The 26093-nt window shown below is 56.3% G+C and carries 25 protein-coding genes; 12 read left to right on the forward strand and 13 right to left on the reverse strand.

Annotated elements, in window-relative coordinates; translation table 11 throughout:
* Positions 1–69: 69 nt before the first annotated feature.
* Together GRI39_RS09835 and GRI39_RS09840 are read right to left on the reverse strand one after the other, a co-directional pair.
* The gene (locus tag GRI39_RS09835) at positions 70–516 is read right to left on the reverse strand and encodes a cupin domain-containing protein (RefSeq protein WP_343033328.1); all 447 of its coding nucleotides are present in this window, start codon (positions 514–516) and stop codon (positions 70–72) included.
* Positions 486–2294, reverse strand: coding sequence for an aminopeptidase P family protein (locus tag GRI39_RS09840; protein WP_160739524.1), 1809 nt, complete (start codon positions 2292–2294; stop codon positions 486–488). Before GRI39_RS09840 ends, GRI39_RS09835 begins: the two co-directional genes overlap by 31 nt.
* A 36-nt stretch (positions 2295–2330) precedes the next feature.
* On the opposite strand from GRI39_RS09840, the gene GRI39_RS09845 reads away from it, so the two are divergent.
* Positions 2331–4415 (forward strand): S9 family peptidase, encoded by a 2085-nt coding sequence (locus tag GRI39_RS09845; RefSeq protein WP_425482334.1) that lies wholly within the window; start codon positions 2331–2333, stop codon positions 4413–4415.
* Positions 4412–4822, forward strand: coding sequence for an acyl-CoA thioesterase (locus GRI39_RS09850; RefSeq protein WP_160739526.1), 411 nt, complete (start codon positions 4412–4414; stop codon positions 4820–4822). The genes GRI39_RS09845 and GRI39_RS09850 overlap by 4 nt, the downstream gene beginning before the upstream one ends.
* A gap of 78 nt (positions 4823–4900) precedes the next feature.
* Here the strand turns inward: GRI39_RS09850 and ald are convergent, their stop codons facing one another.
* Positions 4901–6016 (reverse strand): alanine dehydrogenase, encoded by a 1116-nt coding sequence (gene ald / locus GRI39_RS09855; protein ID WP_160739527.1) that lies wholly within the window; start codon positions 6014–6016, stop codon positions 4901–4903.
* Positions 6017–6132: 116 nt separating this feature from the next.
* Entirely contained in the window at positions 6133–6612 is a 480-nt protein-coding gene (locus GRI39_RS09860) for a MarR family winged helix-turn-helix transcriptional regulator (protein ID WP_160739528.1), read from the reverse strand.
* A 159-nt stretch (positions 6613–6771) separates the two neighbouring features.
* Between GRI39_RS09860 and GRI39_RS09865 the strand changes: the two genes are divergently transcribed.
* The gene (locus GRI39_RS09865) at positions 6772–9174 is read left to right on the forward strand and encodes a TonB-dependent receptor (protein ID WP_246205017.1); all 2403 of its coding nucleotides are present in this window, start codon (positions 6772–6774) and stop codon (positions 9172–9174) included.
* An 88-nt stretch (positions 9175–9262) separates the two neighbouring features.
* Here GRI39_RS09865 and GRI39_RS09870 read toward each other — a convergent pair whose 3' ends face one another.
* Both GRI39_RS09870 and GRI39_RS09875 read right to left on the reverse strand, forming a co-directional pair.
* Positions 9263–11617 (reverse strand): FtsK/SpoIIIE family DNA translocase, encoded by a 2355-nt coding sequence (locus GRI39_RS09870; protein ID WP_160739529.1) that lies wholly within the window; start codon positions 11615–11617, stop codon positions 9263–9265.
* Positions 11618–11742: 125 nt separating this feature from the next.
* Positions 11743–12336 carry a thiamine phosphate synthase gene (locus GRI39_RS09875; protein WP_160739530.1) on the reverse strand — a complete coding sequence of 198 codons (594 nt, stop codon included), beginning with the start codon at positions 12334–12336 and terminating at the stop codon, positions 11743–11745.
* Between the two features lie 23 nt (positions 12337–12359).
* Here GRI39_RS09875 and GRI39_RS09880 point away from each other — a divergent pair, with 23 nt between their 5' ends.
* Complete coding sequence (locus GRI39_RS09880) at positions 12360–13037, forward strand: YggS family pyridoxal phosphate-dependent enzyme (RefSeq protein WP_160739531.1); 678 nt, start codon at positions 12360–12362, stop codon at positions 13035–13037.
* Between the two features lie 38 nt (positions 13038–13075).
* Positions 13076–13639 (forward strand): DUF1993 domain-containing protein, encoded by a 564-nt coding sequence (locus GRI39_RS09885; RefSeq protein ID WP_160739532.1) that lies wholly within the window; start codon positions 13076–13078, stop codon positions 13637–13639.
* Between the two features lie 4 nt (positions 13640–13643).
* On the opposite strand, the gene ung is transcribed toward GRI39_RS09885, so the two are convergent.
* Positions 13644–14342: a uracil-DNA glycosylase gene (gene ung / locus GRI39_RS09890; RefSeq protein ID WP_160739533.1), complete on the reverse strand. Its 699-nt coding sequence runs from the start codon at positions 14340–14342 to the stop codon at positions 13644–13646.
* 76 nt (positions 14343–14418) lie between these two features.
* Here ung and GRI39_RS09895 point away from each other — a divergent pair, with 76 nt between their 5' ends.
* From GRI39_RS09895 to GRI39_RS09905, 3 genes are read left to right on the forward strand one after another with little or no spacing between them, the layout of a single operon-like run.
* Positions 14419–15036, forward strand: a complete 618-nt coding sequence (locus GRI39_RS09895) for a ribonuclease D (RefSeq protein WP_160739534.1) — start codon at positions 14419–14421, stop codon at positions 15034–15036.
* 24 nt (positions 15037–15060) lie between these two features.
* Positions 15061–15705, forward strand: a complete 645-nt coding sequence (gene lptC / locus GRI39_RS09900; RefSeq protein WP_160739535.1) for an LPS export ABC transporter periplasmic protein LptC — start codon at positions 15061–15063, stop codon at positions 15703–15705.
* A 53-nt stretch (positions 15706–15758) separates the two neighbouring features.
* The gene (locus tag GRI39_RS09905) at positions 15759–16319 is read left to right on the forward strand and encodes an LptA/OstA family protein (protein ID WP_160739746.1); all 561 of its coding nucleotides are present in this window, start codon (positions 15759–15761) and stop codon (positions 16317–16319) included.
* A gap of 29 nt (positions 16320–16348) precedes the next feature.
* Here the strand turns inward: GRI39_RS09905 and holA are convergent, their stop codons facing one another.
* Genes holA through GRI39_RS09925 form a run of 4 tightly spaced genes read right to left on the reverse strand, consistent with a single transcriptional unit; the run spans position 16349 to position 20849 of the window.
* A complete protein-coding gene (holA, locus tag GRI39_RS09910; protein WP_160739536.1) occupies positions 16349–17395 on the reverse strand; it encodes a DNA polymerase III subunit delta in 1047 nt (348 codons plus the stop codon).
* The gene (gene lptE / locus GRI39_RS09915; RefSeq protein ID WP_246205019.1) at positions 17392–17889 is read right to left on the reverse strand and encodes an LPS assembly lipoprotein LptE; all 498 of its coding nucleotides are present in this window, start codon (positions 17887–17889) and stop codon (positions 17392–17394) included. Before lptE ends, holA begins: the two co-directional genes overlap by 4 nt.
* Positions 17886–20414, reverse strand: coding sequence for a leucine--tRNA ligase (leuS, locus tag GRI39_RS09920; RefSeq protein WP_160739537.1), 2529 nt, complete (start codon positions 20412–20414; stop codon positions 17886–17888). Before leuS ends, lptE begins: the two co-directional genes overlap by 4 nt.
* A gap of 21 nt (positions 20415–20435) precedes the next feature.
* Entirely contained in the window at positions 20436–20849 is a 414-nt protein-coding gene (locus GRI39_RS09925) for a DUF3576 domain-containing protein (protein ID WP_160739748.1), read from the reverse strand.
* Between the two features lie 474 nt (positions 20850–21323).
* Here GRI39_RS09925 and GRI39_RS09930 point away from each other — a divergent pair, with 474 nt between their 5' ends.
* From GRI39_RS09930 to GRI39_RS09940, 3 genes are all read left to right on the forward strand, one after another.
* The gene (locus tag GRI39_RS09930; RefSeq protein ID WP_160739538.1) at positions 21324–22106 is read left to right on the forward strand and encodes a hypothetical protein; all 783 of its coding nucleotides are present in this window, start codon (positions 21324–21326) and stop codon (positions 22104–22106) included.
* Positions 22107–22257: 151 nt separating this feature from the next.
* Positions 22258–22980 carry an acetoacetyl-CoA reductase gene (phbB, locus tag GRI39_RS09935; protein WP_160739539.1) on the forward strand — a complete coding sequence of 241 codons (723 nt, stop codon included), beginning with the start codon at positions 22258–22260 and terminating at the stop codon, positions 22978–22980.
* Positions 22981–23053: 73 nt separating this feature from the next.
* A complete protein-coding gene (locus tag GRI39_RS09940) occupies positions 23054–23320 on the forward strand; it encodes a ribbon-helix-helix domain-containing protein (RefSeq protein WP_343033329.1) in 267 nt (88 codons plus the stop codon).
* A 34-nt stretch (positions 23321–23354) separates the two neighbouring features.
* Here GRI39_RS09940 and GRI39_RS09945 read toward each other — a convergent pair whose 3' ends face one another.
* Positions 23355–23582, reverse strand: coding sequence for a hypothetical protein (locus tag GRI39_RS09945; protein WP_160739541.1), 228 nt, complete (start codon positions 23580–23582; stop codon positions 23355–23357).
* A 169-nt stretch (positions 23583–23751) separates the two neighbouring features.
* Positions 23752–25032, reverse strand: coding sequence for a UDP-N-acetylglucosamine 1-carboxyvinyltransferase (murA, locus tag GRI39_RS09950; RefSeq protein WP_160739542.1), 1281 nt, complete (start codon positions 25030–25032; stop codon positions 23752–23754).
* Between the two features lie 92 nt (positions 25033–25124).
* On the opposite strand from murA, the gene galU reads away from it, so the two are divergent.
* Positions 25125–25997 (forward strand): UTP--glucose-1-phosphate uridylyltransferase GalU, encoded by an 873-nt coding sequence (gene galU / locus GRI39_RS09955; protein WP_160739543.1) that lies wholly within the window; start codon positions 25125–25127, stop codon positions 25995–25997.
* Positions 25998–26093: the final 96 nt, after the last annotated feature.

Consider the following 26093-nt stretch of genomic DNA (forward strand, 5'->3'; position numbering starts at 1 on the left):
AGTGTCGCAAAGTGTCGCAGAAGCCAATGAGCGTTCACCTATCCGCAATAATGGCAGTAATTCACAAGGTTAAGATGCTTCTCTGGCCCGGTGGATAGTCCCGTAAGCTGTGGTGATAAAAATCGCTGTAACTTGTGTGGTCGCATCGGCGGTATGCCACCATCCCGCTGGATTGATCGCATAATCCCCACTCTTGAGCGTAACGGTAGCGGTTTCACCGGTTTCGCTTTGCTGATGCAGAACCATTGTCCCAGCAATGCATAGAACAATCTCGTCACCGTGAGGGTGCATTTCCCAGCTTTCCCAATTCTCCGAAAAGCTGAATTGAGAAATAAGCCGCCCCTGTGTGCCATCACCTGCAAAGCGCGCGAGGTACTCATCATACCAGCGCTCACTATCGATTGCAGGCAAAGGCACGGCATTGCCATCTAACCCAAGATGGATCGGGTGGTTCGGCAATGTTTTGGGAGAGGCGGCTTCATCAATCACAGCGGTTGGCAAGCCTCTTCCAGCCACGCCAAGGCATCGCCTTCAAGCTCGGGTGCCAGAAGGTTACGGACCTTGCTGTGGTAATTGTTCCACCATTCCAGCTCTTCTGCTGTCAGCAAAGCACGATCGACCAGTGTCTTGTCGATCGGCACAAAGGTCAGGGTTTCAAACCCGAAATATGTGCCTTCCATCCCGTCAATCTGCCGCTGTTCGATCCTGATAAGGTTTTCAATCCGAATGCCGAAAGCACCCGGTTTGTAATAGCCCGGTTCGTTGGACAGGATCATGCCTTCAAACAATACCTGATCGGTTCCGGCCTGACCGCCACCAGATTTACCGATCCGCTGAGGGCCTTCATGTACAGCAAGGAAACTGCCGACGCCGTGGCCTGTGCCATGGCCGTAATCGACGCCTGCCATCCACAGGAATTGCCGTGCCAAGGTATCAAGTTGCCCACCATTCGTCCCAGCCGGAAAGACTTGCCGATCCAGCGCAATATGCCCCTTCAGCACGCGGGTAAAACGGTCTTTCACTTCTGCTGGAGGTTCGCCAGGACCAACCCACACGGTACGGGTGATATCAGTGGTGCCATCAGGATATTGGCCGCCCGAATCGACCAGATAGACGCTGTTCGGCTCAAGCTGGCGATTGGTTTCTTCATTCACACGGTAATGCGGATTGGCACCATTCGGGCCAGAGCCTGAAATCGTATCAAAGGACAGATCACGCAAATCGCCGCAAGCCTTGCGGCAATCATGCAACTTCGCCGCTGCGGAAAGTTCGTCCACATTGCCCTTGGGCGCTTCTACTGAAAGCCAATGCAAAAAGCGCGAAACGGCTGCCCCATCGCGTTTTTGCGATGCGCGCTGTCCAGCCATTTCGACATCATTCTTGATCGCTTTTGGCAGAACTGCGGGGTCCATCGCCTTGACCGTCTGCGCGCCACCTGCTTCCAGCGCCTGAAATACTGCCGCTACTGTTCGATCAGGATCAACAGCGATCAATTTGCCGGAATAGTCAGACTTGAGAGCAGTTTCAAAAGAATCGCGTGGGCGGATGCGCACGGCGTTGCCAAGTTTATGGACTACATCATCAGGCACCTTGTCCGGCGCAATAAACCAGTCCACCGTGCCATCCGCATTGGCGACAATGTAGGACAGCGCCACGGGCGTGTGCGAAACATCGCTGCCGCGAATATTGAGCAACCATGCCACGGAATCGAGCGCCGAAATCACGGTTGCATCGTAATTCTTGGCTTTTAGCCATTCAGCAATGGCCGCGCGCTTTTCGGCACTCGACTGGCCAGCCAGCGATTCATCCTGCAGGAAGGCAGGTGCATCTGAGGGTGCCGGCTGATCTTCCCACACAACATCCAGCGGATTGCCCTGCGCTTCAACCAGTTCCACGCCATATTCTGCCAGCGTTCTGGCCGCAGCCTGCGCCCAGCCGCGGGTGTGGAGCCATGGATCATAGGCAATTTTTGCGCCCTTGGCGGCATTCTGGCCAATCCATTCAGCCATACTATCAGCCGGAACGGATTTATATTCCCACAGCTTTCCATCAACTTGCGCACGGACCTGCCCGGTATAGCGGCCATCTACAAAGATCGCGGCCTTATCTGCCAGCAAAGCAGCAGAACCGGCAGAGCCTTCAAATCCGGTGAGCCAGAGCAGCCTCTGGGCGTAAGCTCCGACATATTCGCTCATATATTCATCGGAGATCGGAACAACGAATCCGTCGAGCTCGCGGCGCTTCAATTCTTTGCGCAGGGCATCAAGACGGGCTTCATGGGTTTGCATCAACATATTGCGGTCCTTTCCCGTCATACATAGATGCTTACCATGACCAATTCCACCGGCACCGCGCCCGCTCACCCGCCGATAGCGGCGAAGAAACCTTCCCGTGTCACGCATCATGGAATTACCTTAGAGGATTCCTACGCCTGGCTTCGTGATTCAAACTATCCGGAGGTATCCGACAAGGCGATTCTTGCGCATCTGGAACAGGAAAATTCCTGGTTTGAAAACCGCATGGCGCCGCATCAGCCGCGCATAGATAATCTGTTCAAGGAAATGCGTGGGCGGATCAAGGAAGCCGATAAATCCGTGCCGCAGAAGGATGGCGATTATCTTTACTGGGTCGAATATGAAGAAGGTGCGGAATATAAAAAATGGTGGCGCCGCCCGGTGGGTGCTGCTGACGATGGCAGTGCAGACCAGTTGATCCTTGATGAAGTGGCTCTGGCTGAGGGTTGTGAGTATTTCCGGCTCGGCGCGATTGCCGTCAGTTCGAACGCCAAGCTTCTGGCCTATGCGGTGGACGATAATGGGTCTGAGCGGTTTACCGCGCGGATCAAGAATCTCGAAACAGGCGCGATGCTCCCTGATGAAATCCCCGGCACCCTATCATCCCTTATCTGGGTAGCGGGCGATACGGGCATTGTTTATTCACTGGCCAATGAGCAATGGCGCACGGATAATGCGCGGCTCCATTGGCTTGGGAAGCCCCTTTCCGATGATATTGAACTGTATCACGAGGATGACGAAGGTTTCCGCGTATCTTCCTCTCTATCCGCCAATGAAGAATGGCTGATTATCGGCACAGGTGATCATGAAACGAGCGAAGTGCGCTTGCTGCCCGCTGCCGACCCGCTGGCCGAACCTATCCTTGTAAAGCCCAGAAATGCTGGAGTTGAGTATGATGTGGAACTGCGTGACGATACGCTGTTCATCCATACGAATGACACGCATGAGAATTTCCGCCTTGCCACAGCGCCCCTGTCAGAGCCGGAAAACTGGACCACTCTGATCGAAGGATCGGACGAATTCTACCTCACCGGCTTTGATGTTTTCAAACAGTTCTACGTGACAGAAGGGCGCCAGAACGGCCTCGATAAGATACAGATCAGAACCTATGATGACCCTAAAGCGGTCAAGGAAATCGAATTTCCAGAAGAGAGTTATGCGGCCAGCCTGGGCGATAATCCCGAATGGGATATGAGCGTTTTGCGCGTCTCTTATGAGAGCATGATCAGCCCGGCGACGACATTCAATTATCATGTCGAAGATGGCCGGCTTGAAGTTCTGAAAGTGCAGGAAATTCCATCCGGCTATGATCGCGATCTTTATGCGACCGAGCGGCTGGAAATAACTGCGCGCGATGGCACGGCCATTCCGGTGAGCGTGATGTATCGCAAAGACCGTGTGGGCACAGGACCGCTGCATCTTTATGGCTATGGCGCTTATGGCATTTCTATTCCGCCGGGCTTTTCAACCACCCGCCTCAGCCTGGTGGATCGCGGCTTTGCCTATGCCATCGCCCATATTCGCGGCGGCGATGATTTGGGCCGGGCTTGGTATAAGGCCGGGAAGCTGGAAAGCCGCACCAATGCCTTCACCGATTTCGTTGACGTAGCCAAGGGTTTGATTGAGCGTGGCTACACGCAAGCCGGCAAGATCAGCATTTCCGGTGGCTCTGCTGGTGGTGAATTGATGGGCGCGGTGGTCAATTCCGATCCGCAGCTGTTCGGGGCCTGCGTTGCCCATGTGCCTTTTGTCGATGTGCTGGCGACAATGCTTGATGCCTCGCTCCCGCTGACACCGGGCGAATGGCCTGAATGGGGCAACCCGATCGAAGACCGGGCGGCCTTTGAGCTGATTCGAAGCTACAGCCCCTATGACAATGTGAAAGCACAGGACTATCCACCGCTGATGGTAACCGCTGGACTCAACGATCCGCGCGTGACCTATTGGGAGCCTGCCAAATGGGTCGCCAAATTGCGTGAATTGAAAACTGACAGCAATGAATTGATCTACAAAACCAATATGGGCGCAGGCCATGGCGGCAAATCGGGCCGGTTTGAATCGCTTCACGAAACCGCTGAGGAATTCGCCTTTATCCTGTGGCAATTGGGAGTGACTGATTGAGCAATAGCTACACGCTTAGTTTTACCGCAGAGCCGCAGCATATTGATGTGAATGGCCATGTGAACAATGCCGTTTGGGTGCAATGGATGGAAGATCTGTCCACGGCCCATTGGAAAGCGATTGCACCGCTTGAACATCAGGACAAATATGCCTGGGTCGTTACCCGGCATGAGATCGACTATCGCGGCAATATCAAGCTGGGCGAAAGCGCGCAGGGCACCACCGAAATCCGTGAAGGCCCGCGCGGAGCCCGCTTCACGCGCTATTACAGCTTTACCAATGCAGCGGGAAAAGAAATCCTCAGCGCACAAACCGGCTGGGCGATGATTGATCTGGCCAGCGGCCGGGTCATGCGCGTTCCGGAAGAGGTGGCCGCGCCATTTATGCCAGACGTGGAAGCATCTTGAAACAATGCATCACATAGAAAAACTCCCGCCGCTTCCTGAAATATCGGCAGCGGCGGGAGCAGTATTTGTAAACGGCGTTTAAGCCAGCGCTTCTTCCAGCGGCAGGAGATCATAGCCAAGCTCTTCAGCCACGGCGGCATAAGTCACCCGGCCTGCATGGACATTGAGGCCAGCGGCCAGATGGGGATCGCGGCGCATGGCCTCTTTCCAGCCCAGCTCGGCAATCCGCAAGGCATGGGGCAGCGTCACATTGTTGAGCGCATAGGTGCTGGTGCGGGCAACAGCACCGGGCATATTGGCAACGCAATAATGCACCACGCCATCCACCACAAAGGTCGGATCATCATGCGTGGTGGGATAGCTTGTTTCAAAGCAGCCGCCCTGATCAATCGCCACATCGACCAGCACTGCACCGGGCTTCATGTCTTTCAGCATCTCGCGCGTTACCAGCTTGGGGGCCGCGGCGCCCGGAATCAGCACGGCGCCAATCACAAGGTCCGCTTCGCAAATGCTGTCATGCAGATTCACCTTGTTGGAAAAGCGCGTGGCTGCGCGATTTTCAAAATGGGTGCCAACTGTTTCCAGCACTTCCGGGTTGCGATCAAGGATCGTTACCTGCGCGCCCAGACCCACGGCCATTTGCGCCGCATTAAAGCCAACTACGCCGCCGCCGATCACGGCAACCTTGCCCGGCATCACACCCGGAACGCCGCCCAGCAATACACCGCGCCCGCCATGGGCTTTTTCCAGCGCAGTTGCACCGGCCTGAATGCTCATCCGTCCAGCCACCTGGCTCATCGGCTTCAACAATGGCAAGCCACCACCCGGCCCCGTCACAGTTTCATAAGCAATCGCGGTGACGCCTGACTTCACGAGATCGGCGGTCTGTTCCGCATCCGGCGCAAGGTGGAGATAGGTGTAAAGGATCTGGCCTTCGCGCAGCATGGCGCGTTCACTAGCCTGTGGCTCCTTGACCTTCACGATCATGTCGCATTCGGCGAAGATATCTTCTGCCTTGGCTGCAATCGTAGCCCCGGCACGGCGATATTCTTCGTCAGATGCGCCAATGCCTACGCCTGCACCGGTTTCGATCACGACATCATGCCCATTGACCGTCAGTTCATGCGCGCTTTCGGGCGTCAGGCCGACACGGAACTCATTATTCTTGATTTCTCTGGGGCTACCAATGCGCATGGGGCATCTCCTGGTTGCGATTCTCTTTGCAGTTGAAACTTTTGTAAAGGGTAAAGCAACAAATTAAACCCTGTATCCGAATATCTCAGATGAGAGCCGTAGAGAACCGTAATGGGTCAGCTGTATATCTTGCTCAGCAACCGGTTCAGTTGCTCGATTTCCTCTTCACTCAGCCTTTTGGTCAAAATCTCATCGGACTGTTTAACCTTGGCCCGCAAATCAGCCCATATACACTGCCCCTGTTTGGTCAGATGAATACCAAAGGCCCTGCGATCGTCCTGATCCACCCGCCGTTCCACCACACCACGCGCCTGCCAGAAATCAATCGCGAGAGACGTTGCCGGGCGCGAAAGACCAAGAGCATGGGCTAGTTGCGTTTGAGCAAGCCCGGGATTGCAGCCGATCAATTCCAGCATGGTCACGCGCTGCGGAGTGATAGCAGGGTCTGGCATTTTTTGGCTCAACAAACTGTAACCCAAAATCCACACCATCTTGACGGAAAAGCCCGTGAGCGTCGCCATCATCCCAAAATCAACATTCTCGTCTTGCACTTTCGGCAGCCGCGAAACCTTTGAATTATCTTTATTTTCTTTCATTATATCTTACCGTAAGTGCATCCCCTGAACCCAGATTGCCTCCCTCCCTGACAGTTAGCAACCACTTTAGTTATTGCCTGCATTAGTTATCGCCACTAACTAAAAATCTGTCTGATATTGCTTCAAAAAATGAAGGCCGGGCAACAGGGAGAGGAAGTGATGAAAAGTCTCACACATTTAATGGGTCATTGCGCCTTGGCGACACTCGCCACAGCAGGCCTTTGCTGGAGCCTTCCAGCTACCGCACAAGATATGTCCACCCAGTCGGATGAAGCTTCTGCCAACGCCAGGCAGGACAGCGAAACCATCGTGGTTACCGCACGCCGCCGCGAAGAATCCTTGCAGGAAACGCCGATTGCCGTGTCGGCCTTTAGCGCGGCGACGCTGGAAAACCGGCAGGTGACGCAAACGCAGGACCTGGAAAAGATTACCCCAAGCCTGCAGTTCAAGCCCGCTGGGCAGCTTTCGGGCAACAGCGCTGCATCCGTGGTGTTTATCCGTGGTATCGGCCAGCTTGATCCCACCGCAGCGGTCGATCCGGGTGTGGGTATGTATATCGATGATGTTTATGTTGGCCGTTCGGTCGGCGGGACGGTTGAATTTGGCGATATCGCCAGTGTCGAAGTGCTACGTGGACCGCAAGGCACCCTGTTTGGCCGCAACACCATTGGTGGCGCCATTCTGATCCGCACCAAAGACCCTGAATTTGGCGAATTTTCAGGCCGCGCCCGTCTCCGCGCCGGTGCTGATAATCTGATCGAAGGCTTCGGCGTTATCAATGTACCGCTGGCTGATAATATGGCTGCGCGCGTTTCAGGCGGTTTCCGCAAGCGTGATGGCTATGTCATCCGCGCCTTTGACGGGCTGGATCTGGGCAATGACAACAGCCGCACCTTCAACGGTGCCTTACGCTGGGAACCAGCCTCCAACCTCACTATTTCGCTGCGCGGGGATTATACCAAGCGCAAGGAACATGGTGCACCTTTCGTCTTTGCCGGAATCAATGAAAATGCGCCTGTTCCAGCGATTGTCAGCGTGGGGGCAGGGTGCCCCGGTGCAACCATCCCATTTGCTCCACTGACGCCTGGCGACCCTCGGTTTGGCGCGCCATCCGTACCGCAGATCGATGATCCGCGCTGCGCGAATGACTTTCAGGCCAAAGGCAAATTCGTCAATGGCGGCACCGCGAAGGTCCTCAGCACATCGGAAGTCTGGGGCGTCTCGGGCACAGCCGTGCTGGATCTGAACGATGCAGTGACTCTGAAGAGCATCACCGCTTACCGCTCAACCGATTCGCGCGGGATTCGCGATGCGGATAATACGCCGTTTGAAATCCTCACCACTGATGTTGGCTCACAATCCAAACAGTTCAGCCAGGAATTGCAACTGCAGTATGATTCCGGCCCGTTGAGCGGTATCCTTGGCGGCTATTATTTCAACGAAGACACCGATGAACGGGCAACCGTATATCTCGCATTCCCGCCCACTCCAGCAGTCATCGGTTCCATTCTGGATGGTGGCCCCGGATCGCGCGACTTGCAGTTCTCCAAACTGGAAACCCGCTCGCTCGCAGCCTTTGGTGAACTGTCTTATGAAATTGTTACCGGCCTCGAGCTGACTGGTGGCCTACGCTACACGGAAGATCGCAAGACCTATCAGGGCACAGTGTTCAATCTGTTCCCCTCCACCTTGCCCGATCCCGACCCGCTGCCGACCAAGGCCATTCCTGAAGGTGGGCCGCTCTATATCTATAACACGCCCAACCGCCGCACGTTCAGCGCGCTCACCGGTTCTGCCAGTGCACGCTATGAATTTACCGATTGGTTGAACGCCTATGTGTCTTATGCACGCAGCTTCAAATCGGGCGGCTTCAACACCCGCTATAATGCACCGCCACCCGATTACGAGCCGGTGCCATTCAACGAAGAAACGGTGGATAGCTATGAAATTGGTGCCAAGATGGAAATGGGCGATTTCCGCCTGAATCTTGCGGCCTTTCAAGCCAATTATAAAGACATCCAGCTCGTCTTCCGCGAAGGCGCTGTGCCGCTGCTGTTCAATGCAGGCAAGGCACGGATTCGCGGGTTTGAAGCCGAAGCCAGCTACCACCCATGGGGCACTGGCTTGCGGATTGATGCGGGCATGAGCACGCTGGACGACAAGATCCTCTCCATCACCGAGATACCGGGGGCTACCGCCACCGTATCGCCCGGTGATGGCCTGCCACTCACACCGTCCTTCCAGGGTAATTTCGCTATCAGCTACGAATTCCCGCTGGGTGAACGTTACACGCTGACACCCCGCTTTGACGGCAGCTACACGTCCAGCCTCACCTTCATCACCGGCAGCGTGCCGGAGATCGAACAGGATGGCTATTTCGTGGCCAATGGTTCGGTCGAACTGGCGGTGGATGAGAAATGGAAAATTCAGGCCGGTGTCATCAACCTGTTTGACAAGGACTACCTCATTCAAGGCAACGCCTCGCTGGGCACGCTTGGCTATGCCGAAAAGATCTACGCCCGTCCGCGCAATTGGTATGTGCAGGTATCAGCCTCTTTCTAAGCTGATGCACAACCACACAGGCTGATATTGAAAGAGCGGGGTGACATCAGTCACTCCGCTCTTTTCCTATGCGCTTTGACGATAAGGCTTACAGCGGGTTACCGTCCTGATCGCGGAAGATTTCGCGGCGGCCGACATGGTTGGCCGGGCCGACCAGCCCTTCTCCTTCCATCCGCTCAATCCATTTGGCAGCGGTATTATAGCCCACGCCCATTTGCCGCTGAAGCCAGCTTCCACTGGCCTTCTGGTTCTCGATGACGATCTGGCAGGCCTGCCGATATTTGCGCTCTTCCGGATTGTCGGATGCGGTCAGTTCATCTTCGAAGCTGAGGCCCCCGCCATCGGCAGGCTCTTCGGTCACCGATTCAACGTAATCAGGTTGCCCCTGCTTGCGCCAGTGATCGGCCACAGCCTCCACTTCCTCATCCGAAACAAACGGCCCATGCACGCGTACCAGCGGGCCGGTGGTTGGCTTATAGAGCATGTCGCCCTTGCCCAGAAGCTGTTCCGCGCCCTGTTCACCCAGAATGGTGCGGCTGTCGATCCGGCTGGTGACGTTGAAGCTGATCCGGGTCGGCAAATTGGCTTTGATGACGCCGGTGATAACATCAACCGACGGGCGCTGCGTCGCCATGATGAGATGAATGCCAGCGGCACGCGATTTCTGCGCCAGCCGCTGAATCAGCACTTCGATTTCCTTGCCCACAGTCACCATAAGGTCGGCCAGTTCGTCCACAATCAGGACAATCTGGGGCAGCACTTCATAATCGAGCTGCTCTTCCTCATACAACTCTTCACCAGTGTCAGGGTCAAAGCCCGTTTGCACCCGGCGGCCCAGCGGCTTGCCCTTGGCCGCCGCCGCTTTGACGCGTTCGTTAAAACCGCCAAGATTACGCGCACCGATGGAGGACATCATCCGATAGCGCCGCTCCATTTCCTCCACCGCCCATTTCAGCGCCCGCACCGATTTGTGCGGCTCTGTCACCACGGGGGAGAGGAGATGCGGAATATCGTCATAGCTCTTGAGTTCGAGCACCTTGGGATCGACCAGAATCATCCGACATTCGCTGGGGCTGAAGCGATAGAGCAATGACAGCAAAATACAGTTGAGGCCGACCGATTTACCCGAACCGGTCGTCCCGGCGACCAGCAAATGCGGCATAGACGCAAGATCTGCCACCACCGGTTCACCGGCAATATCCTTACCCAGAATGATCGGCAGATTGCCCTTGGAATTGGCAAAGGCTTCACACCCGGCCAGTTCCTTGAAGGACACGGTCTGGCGCACCGCATTGGGCAATTCGATACCCATCACCGTCTTACCGGGAATGGTCGACACACGGGCGGAAATCGCGCTCATATTGCGGGCGATATCTTCAGCGAGGCCAATCACGCGGGCGGCCTTGGTACCGGGTGACGGCTCCATTTCATACATCGTCACCACCGGCCCGGTGCGCACAGCCGTGACTTCGCCCTTTACGTTGAAATCATCGAGCACATTTTCAAGCAATCGCGCATTGCGTTCCAGCGCCAGCTTGTCGACCTTGGGGCCAGTATCTTCCGGCACATCTTCGAGAATATCGAGGCTGGGCAGCTCGAAATTATCGAAGAAGTCCTTCTGCTTCGGCTTGCCCGAAAAAGGCGTGATCTTGGCCAGTGAGCTGGGGTCGGAAATTTCCGGAGGTTTGCGCGGGGGCTGCGTGGGCACGCTTTCTGATGGAGGTGCCGTGCTGATGCTTCTGGCTTCTTTGACGGGCTTTTCAGCCTTTTGAGTGAAAGGCAAATCCTTGGCAGAGAAGAATGGCGCACGCTTCAAAGCCGCCGGAATGGTGAGCAATTGCACCCAATCGATCGTGAACACACGGCTGACCAGCACGGCTCCGCCACCAAGACATAGCAAGGCAAGGCCCAGAATCGTCCATCCTTGCGCCGCTTCAGGCAAGCGCCCGGCCAGTGCTTCAATCGCCCCTGCACCCAGTAGTCCAGTAATCCCGCCCAAAGATGCAGGCAGACTTCCGCCCGGCGCATCGAAAGTGATTGAGAGGACAGTGCAAAACAGCAGCATGGCCACCAGCAGCATCACCACCGTGCGCCACCAGCGGCGGCCTTGCAGGGTTTCTTCATCGTCCGCATCGCGCCACAATTTGCTGGCGAAAACATAAAGCAGCGGCAGCAACAGGATCGACACTGGACCGAAGAAGAACAGTGCCCGCTCAGACGCCCAGGCACCCGCCAGCCCCATCCAGTTTTCCACCCCGCCACCAGCCGCAGCGGTAGAGGGCGACGGGTCCGTCTGATGATAGGAGATCAGTGCCAAGGCGAGAAAGATCGCCGCCAAAAACAAAATGGCCGCTCCACCAAGCTGTAACGCCCGGCGCACGGAGCGGCGAAAGGCTGCTCGCCAATCCGTTGTGGGCGCCTTGCCGCTTGCGCGTGTCGCCATAGTAAATCCCCTTAGAGCAATTCCTGGGAGAATCGGGAGTCAGCCCTCCCTTTGGAATTGCGATACAAATTAGGCCAGAGCACAATCATGCCCGCTTGGCGGACTCCCCGTCAAGAATGGTGAATTTACGCAAGGGTTTGCGCTGGAACATTCTCACTGGACAGCCCATCGATAGCTGCCCAGCGATTCACCCGGCGGCCTGTGGCCAGCACCCGCGCCCTGTGCCGTGTCACACCGCCCAGCGCAATGACCGGCATCATCGCGCGCTGTTCAAGCAGGTGGAATCGATTGATGCCCAACACCTTGCCGCCGGGATGTGAACGGGTGGGGAAGGCCGGCGATAGCAGCGCCGCATCAGCGCCCGCCCGGTGGGCAGCACCCAATTCATGCAGGCTATGCACGGTGGCAAGGCGAAGCAGGCCCGCTCTTCGCTCGCCCAAATGCTCCGGCGCACCATAAACCCCATCGGCCCGCCATTTGCGAGCCAGTTGAGCGGTGTCTGCCAGAATAATTGAGTGCCCGTAACGCCGGGCGATCCGGGCCAAATGGCGGAATCGGGATTCGCGCGTTGGCGGCGGTAAATGATAATGCCGATAGATAAAGCCAGAGCCATGGGGCAGATTGCGAAGCACCCGATCCAACCCCGCATCATTGCGGGCATCGGAAATCAGCCACAGGCGGGCCAGATTTAAGCATTTCTTGGTCTGGCGTTCATGCATGGGATTTGTATAGCGCAAGACTTATGAAAAGCGCAGTCACACCCTTGAGCGAAATTCGCGAATCCATCACCCGCACCTGTCAGGTGGCCTCTCGCAAGCCAGATATCACGCTGATCGCGGTCAGCAAAACGCATCCGGCAGAACGAATCGTGCCGCTTCTGGAGCAGGGCCACCGCGTATTTGGTGAAAACCGTGTGCAGGAAACGCAGGAAAAATGGGGTGACTTGCTGGAACGTTTCCCTGATACGGAACTGCATCTTGTCGGCCAGCTCCAGTCCAACAAGGCAGAAGAGGCTGTGGACTGGTTTGACTGCATCCATTCGCTCGACCGGCCCAGCCTCGTCAAAGCGCTCGCCAAGGCGATGGACAAGGCCGATCGCCGGGTGCCTTGCTTCATACAGGTCAATATCGGCGCGGAAGACCAGAAGGGCGGCTGCGCTATTGCTGATCTGCCGGACCTGTTGAAGCAAGCCCGCGATGCCAATATCCCGCTCGCCGGTCTGATGTGCGTGCCGCCAGTCGGTATCGAACCTGCGCCATTCTTCGCCCTGCTCGACAAGCTGGCGCGTGACAATGGCCTGTCCGAACAAGACGGTGGCGGCCTCAGCATGGGGATGAGCAGCGATTATGAAACCGCGATCATGCTCGGCGCAACCCATATCCGCGTTGGCAGTGCTTTGTTTGGTGAGCGGGAAGGTTGATCGCTGAATCTGATCTGCCCCTATCATAAAGGCCTATGATGATGCTGACGAACCTTCTTAGCTCCACCTATGTTCAGATGCTCACGGCATTGTCGAACTGGTTGGATAAAGCTGCAGCGCAAATGTCGCCGGAAGAGGCGCAGGCCCTGCTTCGTGCCAAGCTCGCCCCTGACATGTTCCCTCTGTCAACACAGGTGCGCTTTGCCTGCGTGCAAGCACAAGAAGGCATGTACCGGCTGAGAGGAAAGGATTTTCCGCCGTCGGTACAGATTCTTCTGGATGAAGGCCGCAATGCAGATGCCCACCCTGGAACCATTGCAGAGGCCAAAGCGAGGATCGAGGAAACCATGGCTCTCGTACAGTCGCTCTCAACAGGTGAAGAACCAGATCGGGATCAACCTGTGGCACATGCTTTGCCTATGGGGATGATCTTTGATCTTTCAGCGGAGCAATATGCCTGCGACTGGGCACTTCCGCAGTTCTATTTTCACGTGATGACCGCCTATTCGATCCTGCGCAACCAAGGTGCCGAACTCGGTAAAGCCGACTATGTCGCCCATATGTTCGCATATCTGCGCCCCGGCACCATGCCTGAGCAATAAGGCCTCACCCCTCAGCCGGAATAGCCCAATCAATGCCTCCGCGCCCATGCTCTTCCAGAAAGGCATTGGCGCGGCTGAAGGGTTTGGAGCCGAAAAAGCCGCGATAGGATGATAGCGGGCTGGGATGGGGTGAGGCGATCACCAGATGGCGGGTGCCTTTCCCCAATTGCGGAATATTGCGCGCCTTTTTCTGGGCATGGCTCCCCCACAGGATGAACACGCTGGGCTTGTCCTGCGCGGCGACAGCAGCCACGGCCGCATCGGTAATAGCTTCCCAGCCGCGGCCCTGATGTGATCCGGCCTGCCCTGCTTCCACCGTCAGCGCATTGTTCAGCAACAGCACGCCCTGGCGCGCCCAATGTTCCAGATTACCATGGCCGGGGATGACAACCCCGCAATCATCGGCCAGTTCCTTGTAAATATTCACCAGCGATGGCGGCACTTTCACACCCTTGGCCACCGAGAAGGACAGGCCATGCGCTTGCCCCGCCCCATGATAAGGGTCTTGCCCCAGAATCACCACTTTCACCTGGTCAAGCGGTGTCAGTTCCAGCGCACGCAGGCGCTGGCCGCGTGGGGGGTAAATGATCTTGCCCGCCGCCTCTTCAGCCTTAAGCCAGCCACCCAGACGGCGGCTTTCCGGGGTATTGAGAACAGGCTCCAGCGCGGGAGCCCAGCTTGCGGGGATTGCTTCATTTGCCATGCGCCCGTCTAACGCGATGCGCGCCGTTGCAAAAGCGCCTCTTTCCCTTGTTCTGCATTCGTCCTAAGGCCAGCGCATGGCTGTACATTTCCACGAAGAAGATTTGCCCGAAGGCGTGCTCGCGCCGGGGCCTGTTGCAATCGATACTGAAACGATGGGCCTCATCACCAGGCGCGATCGCCTGTGTGTCGTCCAGATCAGTGACGGCAAGGGTGACGAACATCTGGTGCGGTTCGGTCCGAACAGCACCTATGATGCGCCGAACCTCAAGAAAGTGCTGGCTGATCCTGAACGGATCAAGATCTACCATTTCGCCCGCTTCGATATTGCCGCGCTTGAATATTATCTTGGTGTCATGGCGGCACCTGTCTTCTGCACGAAAATCGCCAGTAAAATGACCCGCACCTATACAGACCGCCACGGCCTGAAGAATCTCGTCAACGAATTGCTCGGTGCCGAGATTTCCAAGCAGCAGCAGTCCAGCGACTGGGGCGGCAAGGTCTTGAGCGATGCGCAGCGTGATTATGCCGCGTCCGATGTGCGCTTTTTGCACCGCTTGCGTGATATTCTGATTGAGCGGCTGGAACGTGAAGGCCGCACAGAGCTTGCACAGGCATGTTTTGATTTCCTTCCGACCCGTGCCCGGCTCGATATTGCCGGTTGGGAAGATAAGGATATCTTCAGCCACGAGTAAGGCAGGAATACGCACGCTTCCCACATGACGATTCAGGCTGACCAGATACGTGACAAAAGGCGCCATTCCGCAGCGCCCGGCGGCGCGCATGACCGGATGGTGCGGTGGCTTGCCATCGTGCTGCCCGGCCTTGTCGGCGTGGTTGCCGCACTGATGCTGCTGACCCCGCTTAGCCCGCGCGGCGAAGTCAGCTTCCTGCTGGATCGCAATGATGTGGGTATCGCACAAGACCGTTTGCGGGTCGATAATGCGATGTATCGCGGTCAGGATAAAAGCGGCCGGCCCTTCTCGCTCCGCGCAGGTGAAGCGGTGCAGAAGACTGCTGCCGTACCTGTTGTGCAGATGAGTGACCTCATTGCGCGTATTCTACTGCCCAAAGGCCCAGCCATGCTGCAAGCCAGAACAGGGCAGTATAACATTGATAAAAATGAAGTTTTTATTGATGGTCTGGTCCGCTTCACCGCCGCTGACGGCTATCGCATGTCAGCCAGTAATGTGACGGTCGATCTCAACAACAACACGCTGTTTGGCAAAGGCCGTGTCGAAGGCTCCGGCCCCGCTGGTACTTTCCAAGGCGATTCCATCGAAGCCAATCTGGCAGAGCGCACAGTAGCGCTCGAAGGCAACGCAGGCCTTCGTATGATCCCTAATAAGTTGCAGACACCATGACAGCTTATGGGTTTCAGTTGGCGAACAAGCAGGAAAGCTCTATCAACTCTGCCATGACCCGTCCTTCGCTCAAAAGACTTGCCACACGCAGTCTTGCCGCTGGCCTTTTTGCTGGTGCTATCGCCACAGTCGGTTTCAACACTTTGGCTGGTGCACAGGCGATTGCCGGCTTCAATTCCAACGCGCCGGTGAACTTCTCAGCAGATCGGATTGAATTGCAGGACCGGCAGGAACGCGTGGTTCTCTCCGGCAGCGTCATCATCAATCAGGGCGATTTACGGCTGACAGCGGCACGGACCACCGTGGCCTATAAAAACACCGGAACCACCCAGATTCAGCGCATCGATGCGACCGGTGGGGTGGTTGTCACCCGCGCCAATGAACGGGCAAGCGGTTCTGCCGGAGTCTATGATTTCAACAAACGGATCATTACACTCACCGGCAATGTCGCATTGAAGCGCGGCAGTGATACGCTGAATGGTGGGCGCCTAGTGATTGACCTCAATACTGGCCTTTCCAGCGTTGATGGACGTTCTTCAGGTGGTGGAAGCGGCAATACCTCCACCAACAATGGCCGGGTAAGCGGTACATTCTCTGTTCCCGATAAGAAGTGATAGTATCAATACTGTCACTGCAGAACGGCTTAACGCCGTGGTGCGGCCGCACGGGTAATCTCCGCAAGCGCCTGTGCCAGCAGCAATTCAGCTGAGCGATTATCCGCCATCAATTCGCGGTGGGTATTCACCAGCCTCGACACCAGCCGGTCAAGCTTGCGCCCCTGCCAATTACGCAATTGCACAGTCAAATCTGCCCGGTCTTTCCAGAAAATCCGGCGTGCTTTCTGTTCGGCTTCCAGCAAGCCGTTCACATCGCCGCTTCCGCCAAGCTTCGCTGCCAGCCCAGCCAATTGCGCTGCACGGCGTTCAAGCGCAAGAAGCAGACCGACAGGGTTGAGCCCCAACTCATGCATCCGCTTCAATTCACCCGGAAGCTTTGCCCGATCTCCTGCCAACACCGCGTTGACGAGGGTCATAAAGCCCTCTTCTTCAGTCTTCGCGCCGACTGCATCAAGCGCATCCGCATCGGCTGAACGCGGCGCCTGGGGCGATGCATCAAGGTAAAGCGCCAGCTTGGTGACTTCCGACTGCGCCAGCCGGACATCCAGCCCGGCACTGCGGGCAATCCGTTCCGCCAGATCGCCATTGAGGCGAAGACCAGCGGCATCCGCCATCGCCCGCACATCGGCAGTCACCGCCCGAAGATCCGGGGGATAGAACATGGCCACCAGCGCATCATCACGATTGGCAAGCAGTTTGGCAGTGCGCGATTTATCGCTGGCGGAAGTCGCCACCACCAGCACCGGGCAAGCGCCGGCAGCTTCGCCTGAATCAATCGATTCTGCGAGATTTTTCAGTGCATCATGTGCTTCATCGCCCGAAGCACGGACAAAGATATGCCGTGCCTCACCGAAGAGTGAGGTGGAGAGGGCCTCATCGCTGAGCTTCACAGGATCGCGGCGCAATTCCGCCCCGCCGATTTCAACCCGCTCACCCGGATTTTCCAACGCGGCCGTGATCTTTGCAGCCGCCGCAGAGGCGCCCGCTTCATCAGGCCCGCAAAAGAAGAACAGGCGACATTGCCGGGCCGCTTTGGCAGCGCCGGCATTAAAATCGCGTTGAGTAGCCTTCACGATTCGCTTTTACGCAAGGTGAGCGAAACGCGGGTTATAATCCGGTTGGCTACTTCTCGCGCAAGATTTTCCAGCGCCGTGTCTTCCGCAGCAATAGTCGCATATTCGGAAGACACCACATCAATACCCGCATCCGAACCGGCTGTGGCATCCAGCAGCACTTCATCCTTGGTCATATCGACCAATTGATAGCGCGCCCGCAAAGTGCGGCGCTCACGGCCGATCGTATCATCGGTCAACAGGCCCAGACCTTCGAGCCTGTCGTCCAGCACAATGTCCAGCCGATAACGCGGCGTGGCTGCTGCACCGGACTGGCCCAACCGGTCACGCAATTCATTGCGCACCAGCCAGCCAGCCTTGCCTTCAATCGGGGCGACTTCCACCGCCGCCAGTCCGCGCGCCACTGCGCCATTGCCGCCACCAGCATACATCGGCTGCAAACCGCAACCAGTCAGAGCGGCAAGACACAGCAACAGAGGCGCGAAACGGATCATATAACGATGTTCACCAAGCGATCAGGCACGACGATGATCTTGCGGATATCCGCACCATCAATCGCACGCTGAACCTTCTCGCTGCCAAGCGCAAGCGCTTCCAACTGATCCTTGGGCAAGCCCTTGGCCACGGTCAGCGTGTCGCGCAATTTGCCCTTCACCTGAACAGCGAGGGTGGTTTCATCATCCACCAGCAGCGCCTCATCCACTTCCGGCCAGGCCGCTTCGGCCACCAGACCCGTGCCAGACATAGCGGCCCAGGCCTCTTCTGCCAGATGCGGCATCATTGGCGCGATCAGCAGCAGAATCGTACGAATCGCTTCACTCCGGCTGGCTGATGGCTTGGCCTTTTCGGCAGCAGCGGTCAGTTCATAGATGCGCGCCACAGCCTTGTTGAAGGACAGGCCTTCAATATCGCCAGCGGCAGCGGCAATCGTCTGATGAACCTTGCGAGCAAGTGCCTTGTCCTCGCCTTGAGCGCCTGCATCATATTGGCCAAACAAGCGCCACAGACGCTGCACAAACCGCGCGCAGCCTTCAATACCAGCTTCAGACCATGGCAGATCTCGTTCTGGTGGGCTGTCTGACAGCATGAACCAGCGCACTGCGTCCGCCCCATAGCTGTCCACAATGGCATCGGGATCAACGACATTCTTCTTCGACTTGGACATCTTGATGACCCGGCCAATTTCAATTGGCTGGCCATCGGCCTTTAATGTCGCACCATCGCTGGTCCGCTCAACCTCGGACGGGTTAAAATAGACCGGCTGGCCGTTTTCCTCATTACGCCGCGAATAGGTCTCATGCGTGACCATGCCTTGCGTGAACAGGCTGGCGAATGGCTCTGCCACATCCAGCTTGCCAACATGCTTCAGCGCCCGTGTCCAGAACCGTGCATAAAGCAGGTGCAGAATCGCATGTTCGATGCCGCCAATATATTGATCCACCGGCAACCAGGTCGCCGCTTCTGCCGCATCGAAAGGCTTATCCTTCGGCTGGCTGGCAAAGCGGATGAAATACCATGAACTGTCGGCAAAAGTGTCGAGCGTATCCGTCTCGCGCACAGCCTTGCCACCGCATTTGGGGCAGCTTGTGTGTTTCCAGGTCGGGTGACGTTCCAGCGGGTTGCCGGGAATGGACACGTCCACATCTTCCGGCAGTGTTACCGGAAGCTGGTCTTTAGGCACCGGCACCACACCGCAAGTGTCGCAATGGACGAAAGGAATCGGTGTGCCCCAATAGCGCTGGCGCGATACGCCCCAGTCACGCAGGCGCCATACTGTTTTACCTTCGCCCCAGCCTTCGCTTTCCGCGCGGCCAATCACGAATGCCTTGGCTTCGCTCACACCCATGCCGTCGAGCGGACCGGAATTGACCAAAATGCCGTCCCCGGTTTCAGCTTCGCCATCGAATGGCTTGGCCGCATCGCCAGCAGAGGCCGCAACCACACGAATGATCGGCAGATCATATTTGGTCGCAAATTCAAAGTCGCGCTGGTCATGGCCCGGCACAGCCATCACCGCACCAGTGCCATAGTCCATCAACACGAAATTGGCGATATAGACCGGAAGCTGCCTGGCCGGGTCAAGCGGGTGTTGCGCTGTAATACCAGTGTCGAACCCCAGCTTTTCAGCCGTTTCCAGCTCTTCCGCCGTCGTACCGCCTTCACGGCATTTTTCAATGAAGGCTTGCGCCTCAGCGCTTCCTTCAGCGACCTTCTGCGCAACCGGATGGTCTGCCGCAACCGCGACAAAGCTCGCCCCGAAGATCGTATCCGGCCGTGTGGAATAGACATCCACGTGATCGCCATCAGACAGGTCAAAGCGGAATTGCAGGCCGGTGCTCTTGCCGATCCAGTTTTCCTGCATCAGCTTGACCTTATCAGGCCAGTTTTTGAGGTCATCCAACCCATCAAGCAGATCTTGCGCGAAATGCGTGATCTTGAGGAACCATTGGCTGAGCTTGCGCTTTTCCACCAGCGCACCTGAGCGCCAGCCGCGCCCATCAATCACCTGCTCATTGGCGAGCACCGTCTGGTCCACAGGGTCCCAATTGACCGCGCTTTCCTTGCGATAAACGAGACCCGATTCGTAAAAATCAATGAACAGTGCCTGTTCATGACCGTAATAGGACGGGTCACAGGTCGCGACTTCACGGCTCCAGTCGAGCGCAAAGCCAAGGCGCTTCAACTGCGCCTTCATGTTTGCGATGTTCTGATAGGTCCATGCGCCGGGATGCACCTTCTGTTCCATCGCCGCGTTTTCCGCAGGCATCCCGAATGCGTCCCACCCCATCGGGTGAAGCACTTCATGGCCGCGCATCCGCTTGTAGCGGGCCAGCACGTCGCCCATCGTGTAATTGCGCACATGGCCGATATGGATGCGGCCGGAAGGATAAGGGAACATCTCCAGCACATAAGCCTTGGGCTTGGTGCTGGAACTGTCAGCTTCAAAACAGGCGCCTTCATCCCACGCGCGCTGCCAGCGCCCGTCGGCCTGCGACGGATCGAAACGTGTCTCACTCACTTCAAAATGCCCCTGCTTCGATCAACCGGAAATGGCGGAACGGCGGATATCCCGGGCCTTGGTCAGGATGATTTCTTCCAGCTTCTGGACTGTGGCGGCCTGAACCGGCGCATTCACCCAATTACCGCCCTGATAGACCTGGCGACTCGCAGCAACGCGCAAAGCGTCAGCGCGCAGATCCTGATCGAGAATCGACACGGAAACCTTCATCCGTTCACCGGGTTCACCTGGCTTGGAATACCAATCGGTCACGATGACGCCGCCTGCACTGTCTGCCTGTGCCAAAGGCATGAAGGACAGCGTTTCAAGCGCTGCACGCCAGAGATAGGAATTCACTCCGATCGTATTGATCTTTGCCGCGGCGACATCTGCCTTGGGGCGCGAATTACCGCCACCACATGCGGCCAGACCAACACAGACGGCACCGGCAACCATCGCCCTGAAAGCCAAAGCACTTGGTGAAAGGCGTGATGCGTTGCCGGATTCGGTCTTGCGGATATTCGAAATTACCATGCTTGGTCCTGTTCAGATGAAGGCCACCCGCCCGGAAGACCGGAAAGAGCAGCCTCCAGAGCAAATTCAATGCAGTTCCTTTAACCGCCTCTATACTCTGCACACCGTGCGGGACAAGGCTACGTTATGAAGCCCATTGGGCCAAAATGGAGTGAATACGCGCTTAACGCCGGTCTTCCGCTGTGTGGTCTATGCAACAGTAAGCTAAAACCCGGAATTGATTGACAAGAAAGAACTAGGCATTGGTGGCTCACAAGCGTAATTGTGCTTCACTAAGAAACATAAATGCAGTTGGAGAATTCCGGTCAGATAAGCCAGCAAGCCAGTCAGTGCTCAATAACATGATGCTGATGGCGGCCAATGTGAAGATCAGGAATATAAGGGGTTAGTTGAGTCATGGGGCAGAATCGTATCAGGCATTGGAGCAGCGGTAAGGCCGCATGCTTGCTTGGTGCTGCTGCCCTCAGTCTGGCTGCAATTCCAACATCCGGCTGGGCACTCGATTCTCTTTCTCATTCTGTAGAAAAGCCGGTTAGTCTCGCGGCTAGCGGAAGTTTCGCTTCCTTCACCCCTGCATCCATTGACCCTAAAATGGCTAAGCTTGTGGCCAGTTACGGTAATGGCAAGGGGCGCATGATGCGCTTCACTCCCGCCGGCATGGATGAACGCCCGAATCGTTCTGTTACCGTCGCAGTTCGCGTCGATGAACAGACCGCTAGAGCAATCTCTGTCCGGTCCGCTTTGGCCTCTGCCAAGGAACAGGTCGCACCAGATCGCAATCTCGGCATTACACCGACTCGGTATAATCTGGGTATCTCGCGCGGATATCAGAGCTTTGCTCAGCAGCAGGCGCCTGCTCTTAACAAGGGCTTGAGCGATGCCGCACTGCCTGATCTATCATCCTATAAGTTGGCTCCTTCAAAGGAGAGCAGCAAGCCAAGCCGCTTTGGCGCACGCATTACGCTTCAGGAAGAAGATAAGCACGGCAGGTCGCCTAACACGGCTGATTCGATTAGCAATCAGATGATCGATGTTGGTGGTAGCTACAGCCTCACACGCAATCTCAATGTGACTGCTGGCGTCCGCTACTCTCAGGAACGTGACCGGATCGCTCCGCTCACCAGCAGCAATGAACAAGACAGCCAAGCTGTTTATGTCGGGACTCAATTCCGCTTCTAATCTCGCTGATTACCGCGCCCGACCTTTCATATAAAACCTTTCGTCGCGTTATTTTATAAGTAACTCGTGGCTTTCGAATTTCCTTTAATTACGCAGATTTGCTGCCTACTCTGCTTGCGGGTTACCCACAGATAGGTAGGAACTGACTTTTATGGCACGTGTTGCGATCGTTACCGGCGGAACCAGAGGAATTGGCAAGGCGATTTGCCTTGCACTGAAAGAAGACGGCGTCACCGTCGTTGCCAATTATGCAGGCAATGACGAGAAGGCACAGGCCTTCACCAAGGAAACTGGCATTCCTGCCTACAAATGGGATGTCGGAGACCATGAAGCGGCGCTTGCAGGTTGCGCCAAAGTGGCAGAAGATATCGGCCCAATCGACATTCTCGTGAACAATGCTGGCATCACTCGTGATGGCACATTGATGAAATTGTCGTTCGAAGATTGGGATGCGGTGATGCGCATCAATCTTGGCGGATGCTTCAATATGGCCAAGGCTTGTTTCCCCGGAATGCGTGATCGCAAATGGGGCCGCATCGTCAATATCGGTTCCATCAACGGTCAAGCTGGCCAATATGGTCAGGTCAATTACGCTGCTGCCAAAAGTGGGATACACGGATTCACAAAAGCTCTGGCTCAGGAAGGCGCAAAGTTTGGTGTCACTGTGAACGCCATCGCCCCTGGCTATATTGATACTGATATGGTTGCCGCCGTTCCAGAAACCGTGCTGCAAAAGATTGTATCGCGTATTCCTATCGGGCGCCTTGGCCATGCGCATGAAATTGCGCGAGGCGTGGCATTCCTTTGCGCCGATGACGGCGCTTTCGTCACTGGCTCTACGCTGTCCATCAACGGCGGCCAGCATATGTATTGATCAAGAACGCCTGCCCTAGTGCATTGCCTAATGCGCTGGGGCAGGCGTTTCGCGATCAGAGGGAGGGATGAGATTGTCGACCAGCCCTTATCATCCGCCAGTCAAACATTCTGTTGAAATCGCCGGTCACAAAACATCCATTAGTCTGGAACCGGTTTTCTGGAATTTGCTGCGTGATGCAGCCGCTAAACGTTCGCTTCCGCTTAACGCATTGATTGCCGATATTGATGCTCAGCGTATCCTTGCAGACACCCCACCTGGACTTGCCAGCGCTATCCGTATTTGGCTCACTCTCGAGGCTGCACGCTTACACGAAGCAGACCTCGAAAGGGCGGGATAACACCCGCCCTATTTTAGCAGCCCACCATAGCTCGTTAATAATTTGCTGGCGGATCGCTTGCCGGAAAGCTTTCATCACTGGCTTGATCGACACTGTTCCACTGTCGTTTGGGCTTATCCGCCATCGCGGCTGGCCCTGCATCACGTATGGATGAGTTGCCCTGACCACCAGCATAGGCAGGCGAACTGCCATCGCGGGTTTTCTCATAATATTTATAGCCTGCATAACCAAGGCCACCAAGAACTGCGAGTTTGAGAAGCATATTCTCACTCCTTTCATTTACACTGTCCTCAACGTGCCGTGGAAAGGAAAGGTCCAAAGAAAAGGGGCCGGGCGATCACTCGCCCAGCCCAAAAATCATGCTTTATCAAGCAGTCAACCCTGGGAATAAGGGAACAAAGCGGCTGAACACTCCCTCTTGCGGAAGAGCTCTATTCGCCAACCCGTTCGATATCCGCGCCCACCAGTGCCAACTTTTCTTCCAACCGCGCATAACCACGATCAAGATGATAGAGCCGGTGCACCATGGTTTCCCCTTCGGCAGCCAATCCGGCAATCACCAAGCTCATCGACGCGCGCAAATCCGTAGCCATGACTTCAGCACCAGTCATTTTGGTCACGCCATGAACAATCGCCGTACGGCCCGACGTTTCAATATGCGCCCCCATGCGGTTCAACTCCGGAACGTGCATGTAGCGGTTTTCAAAGATCGTTTCGGTCAGCACAGAGGTGCCTTCCGCTCGGCACAAAAGAGCCATCAATTGCGCCTGCATATCCGTCGCGAAGCCAGGGTAAGGAGCGGTAGAAATATTTACCGCACGCAAAGGACCGTTTGCGTCAATGAAGATGCCATTCTTGCCGGTCTCGACATGTACGCCAGCGTTGCGAAGAGCGTGAATGGTGGCTGCCATGTCCGCCGCTTCAGCACCATCCAAATGAACCGCACCGCCAGTAATCGCCGCGGCACAAGCATAGGAACCCGCTTCGATCCGATCAGCCATGCATTTATAGGTCGCCCCATTCAGCCGCTTCACACCGTGAATGGTCAGATCTGACGAACCAATCCCCTCAATTTCCGCCCCCATGGCGACGAGGAGGTTACACAAATCAACAATTTCCGGCTCTCGCGCGGCATTAGTGAGGCGGGATGTTCCATTGGCCAGCACTGCAGCCATCAAGGCGTTCTCCGTGGCACCGACAGACACAACGGGAAAATCGAAGTCACCGCCACTCAGGCCACCGTCAGGCGCCATGGCGCGGACATAGCCCTGTGCCAGTTCAATTGTCGCGCCGAGCGCTTCCAGAACTTTCAAATGAAGGTCGATCGGCCGATTCCCGATTGCACAACCGCCCGGCAAGGAAACGGTCGCTTCTCCGGCTCGGGCAAGCAATGGACCCAGCACCAGAATCGACGCACGCATTTTCCGCACAAGATCGTAAGGCGCAGTCGTTCCGGTCAGCCGAGTCGCTTGCAGGGTAATCACCCGGCCAAAATCATCCGGGCGGCCACCAGCGATCGACACTGACACGCCGAACTGTGTCATAAGGTGTTGAAAGCCATCGATATCCGCCAAACGCGGCAAGTTGCGTAAGGTCAGTGGCTCTTCTGTCAACAGGGCGCAGGGTATCAGAGTCAGCGCAGCATTCTTGGCACCGGAAATTGGAATTGTGCCGGCGAGACGATTGCCGCCGCGAATAATAATCTTGTCCATACCAAGCGTTTAGCGCGATTGGCAAAACGAACAAGAGAGTCATGTCAATTAGGTTGTTGACCTCAGGCTTTCCCCTCTTATTGTGCAGTGCAATGAGCACGCATAAACCCATCAAGAAAGCCGTTTTCCCGGTCGCCGGGCTCGGTACTCGTTTTCTTCCAGCCACCAAGGCTATCCCCAAGGAGCTGCTGCCGATCGTTGATCGCCCGCTGATCCAATATGCGGTGGATGAAGCGCGGGAAGCTGGCATTGAAGAGATCATTTTCGTCACCGGGCGCGGCAAGACTGCGCTGGTCGAAAATTTCGACATCGCGTTTGAGCTGGAACAAACCATGCGCGAACGCGGCAAGGATCTCGGTGTGCTGGACCCGACCCGCTTTACACCTGGCGATCTCATCACTGTGCGTCAGCAGGTGCCCCTGGGTCTCGGTCATGCAATCTGGTGCGCACGGGCAATCGTTGGAGATGAGCCTTTCGCCATTCTTTTGCCCGACGAATTGATGGTGGGTGAAACCGGCTGCATGAAGCAGATGGTCGAAGCCTATAATGAAGTTGGCGGCAACCTCGTCTCTGTGCTGGAAGTGCCGCATGATCAGGTGTCAAGCTACGGCGTGATTGATCCGGGTAGCAGCAGCGGCGCACTCACCGAAGTGCGCGGTCTGGTGGAAAAGCCCAAGGTTGAAGACGCACCTTCCAACAAGATTGTTTCAGGCCGTTACATCCTTCAGCCAGACGTGATGCGCACTCTGCAGACGCAGGAAAAGGGCGCAGGCGGCGAAATCCAATTGACCGACGCCATGGCCAAAATGATCGGTCACCAACCATTCCATGCCGTCACCTTCAACGGCAAGCGCTACGATTGCGGTAGTAAGGTGGGCTTTGTGGAAGCCACGCTTGCTCTTGCGCTTGAGCGTGAAGATATGGGGGCTGAAATTCGCGCAATCGCTAAGAAGCTTCTCGACTAGGCCCTAATTCCACCACATAAAAACCAAAAAGCCCGCCAGGTTATACCTCGCGGGCTTTTGTTTGCCTGACAGAATAATAGGGACACAGAAAAGGCG

Origin of the sequence: Altericroceibacterium indicum (assembly GCF_009828105.1) — a bacterium.
GTDB lineage: Bacteria > Pseudomonadota > Alphaproteobacteria > Sphingomonadales > Sphingomonadaceae > Altericroceibacterium > Altericroceibacterium indicum.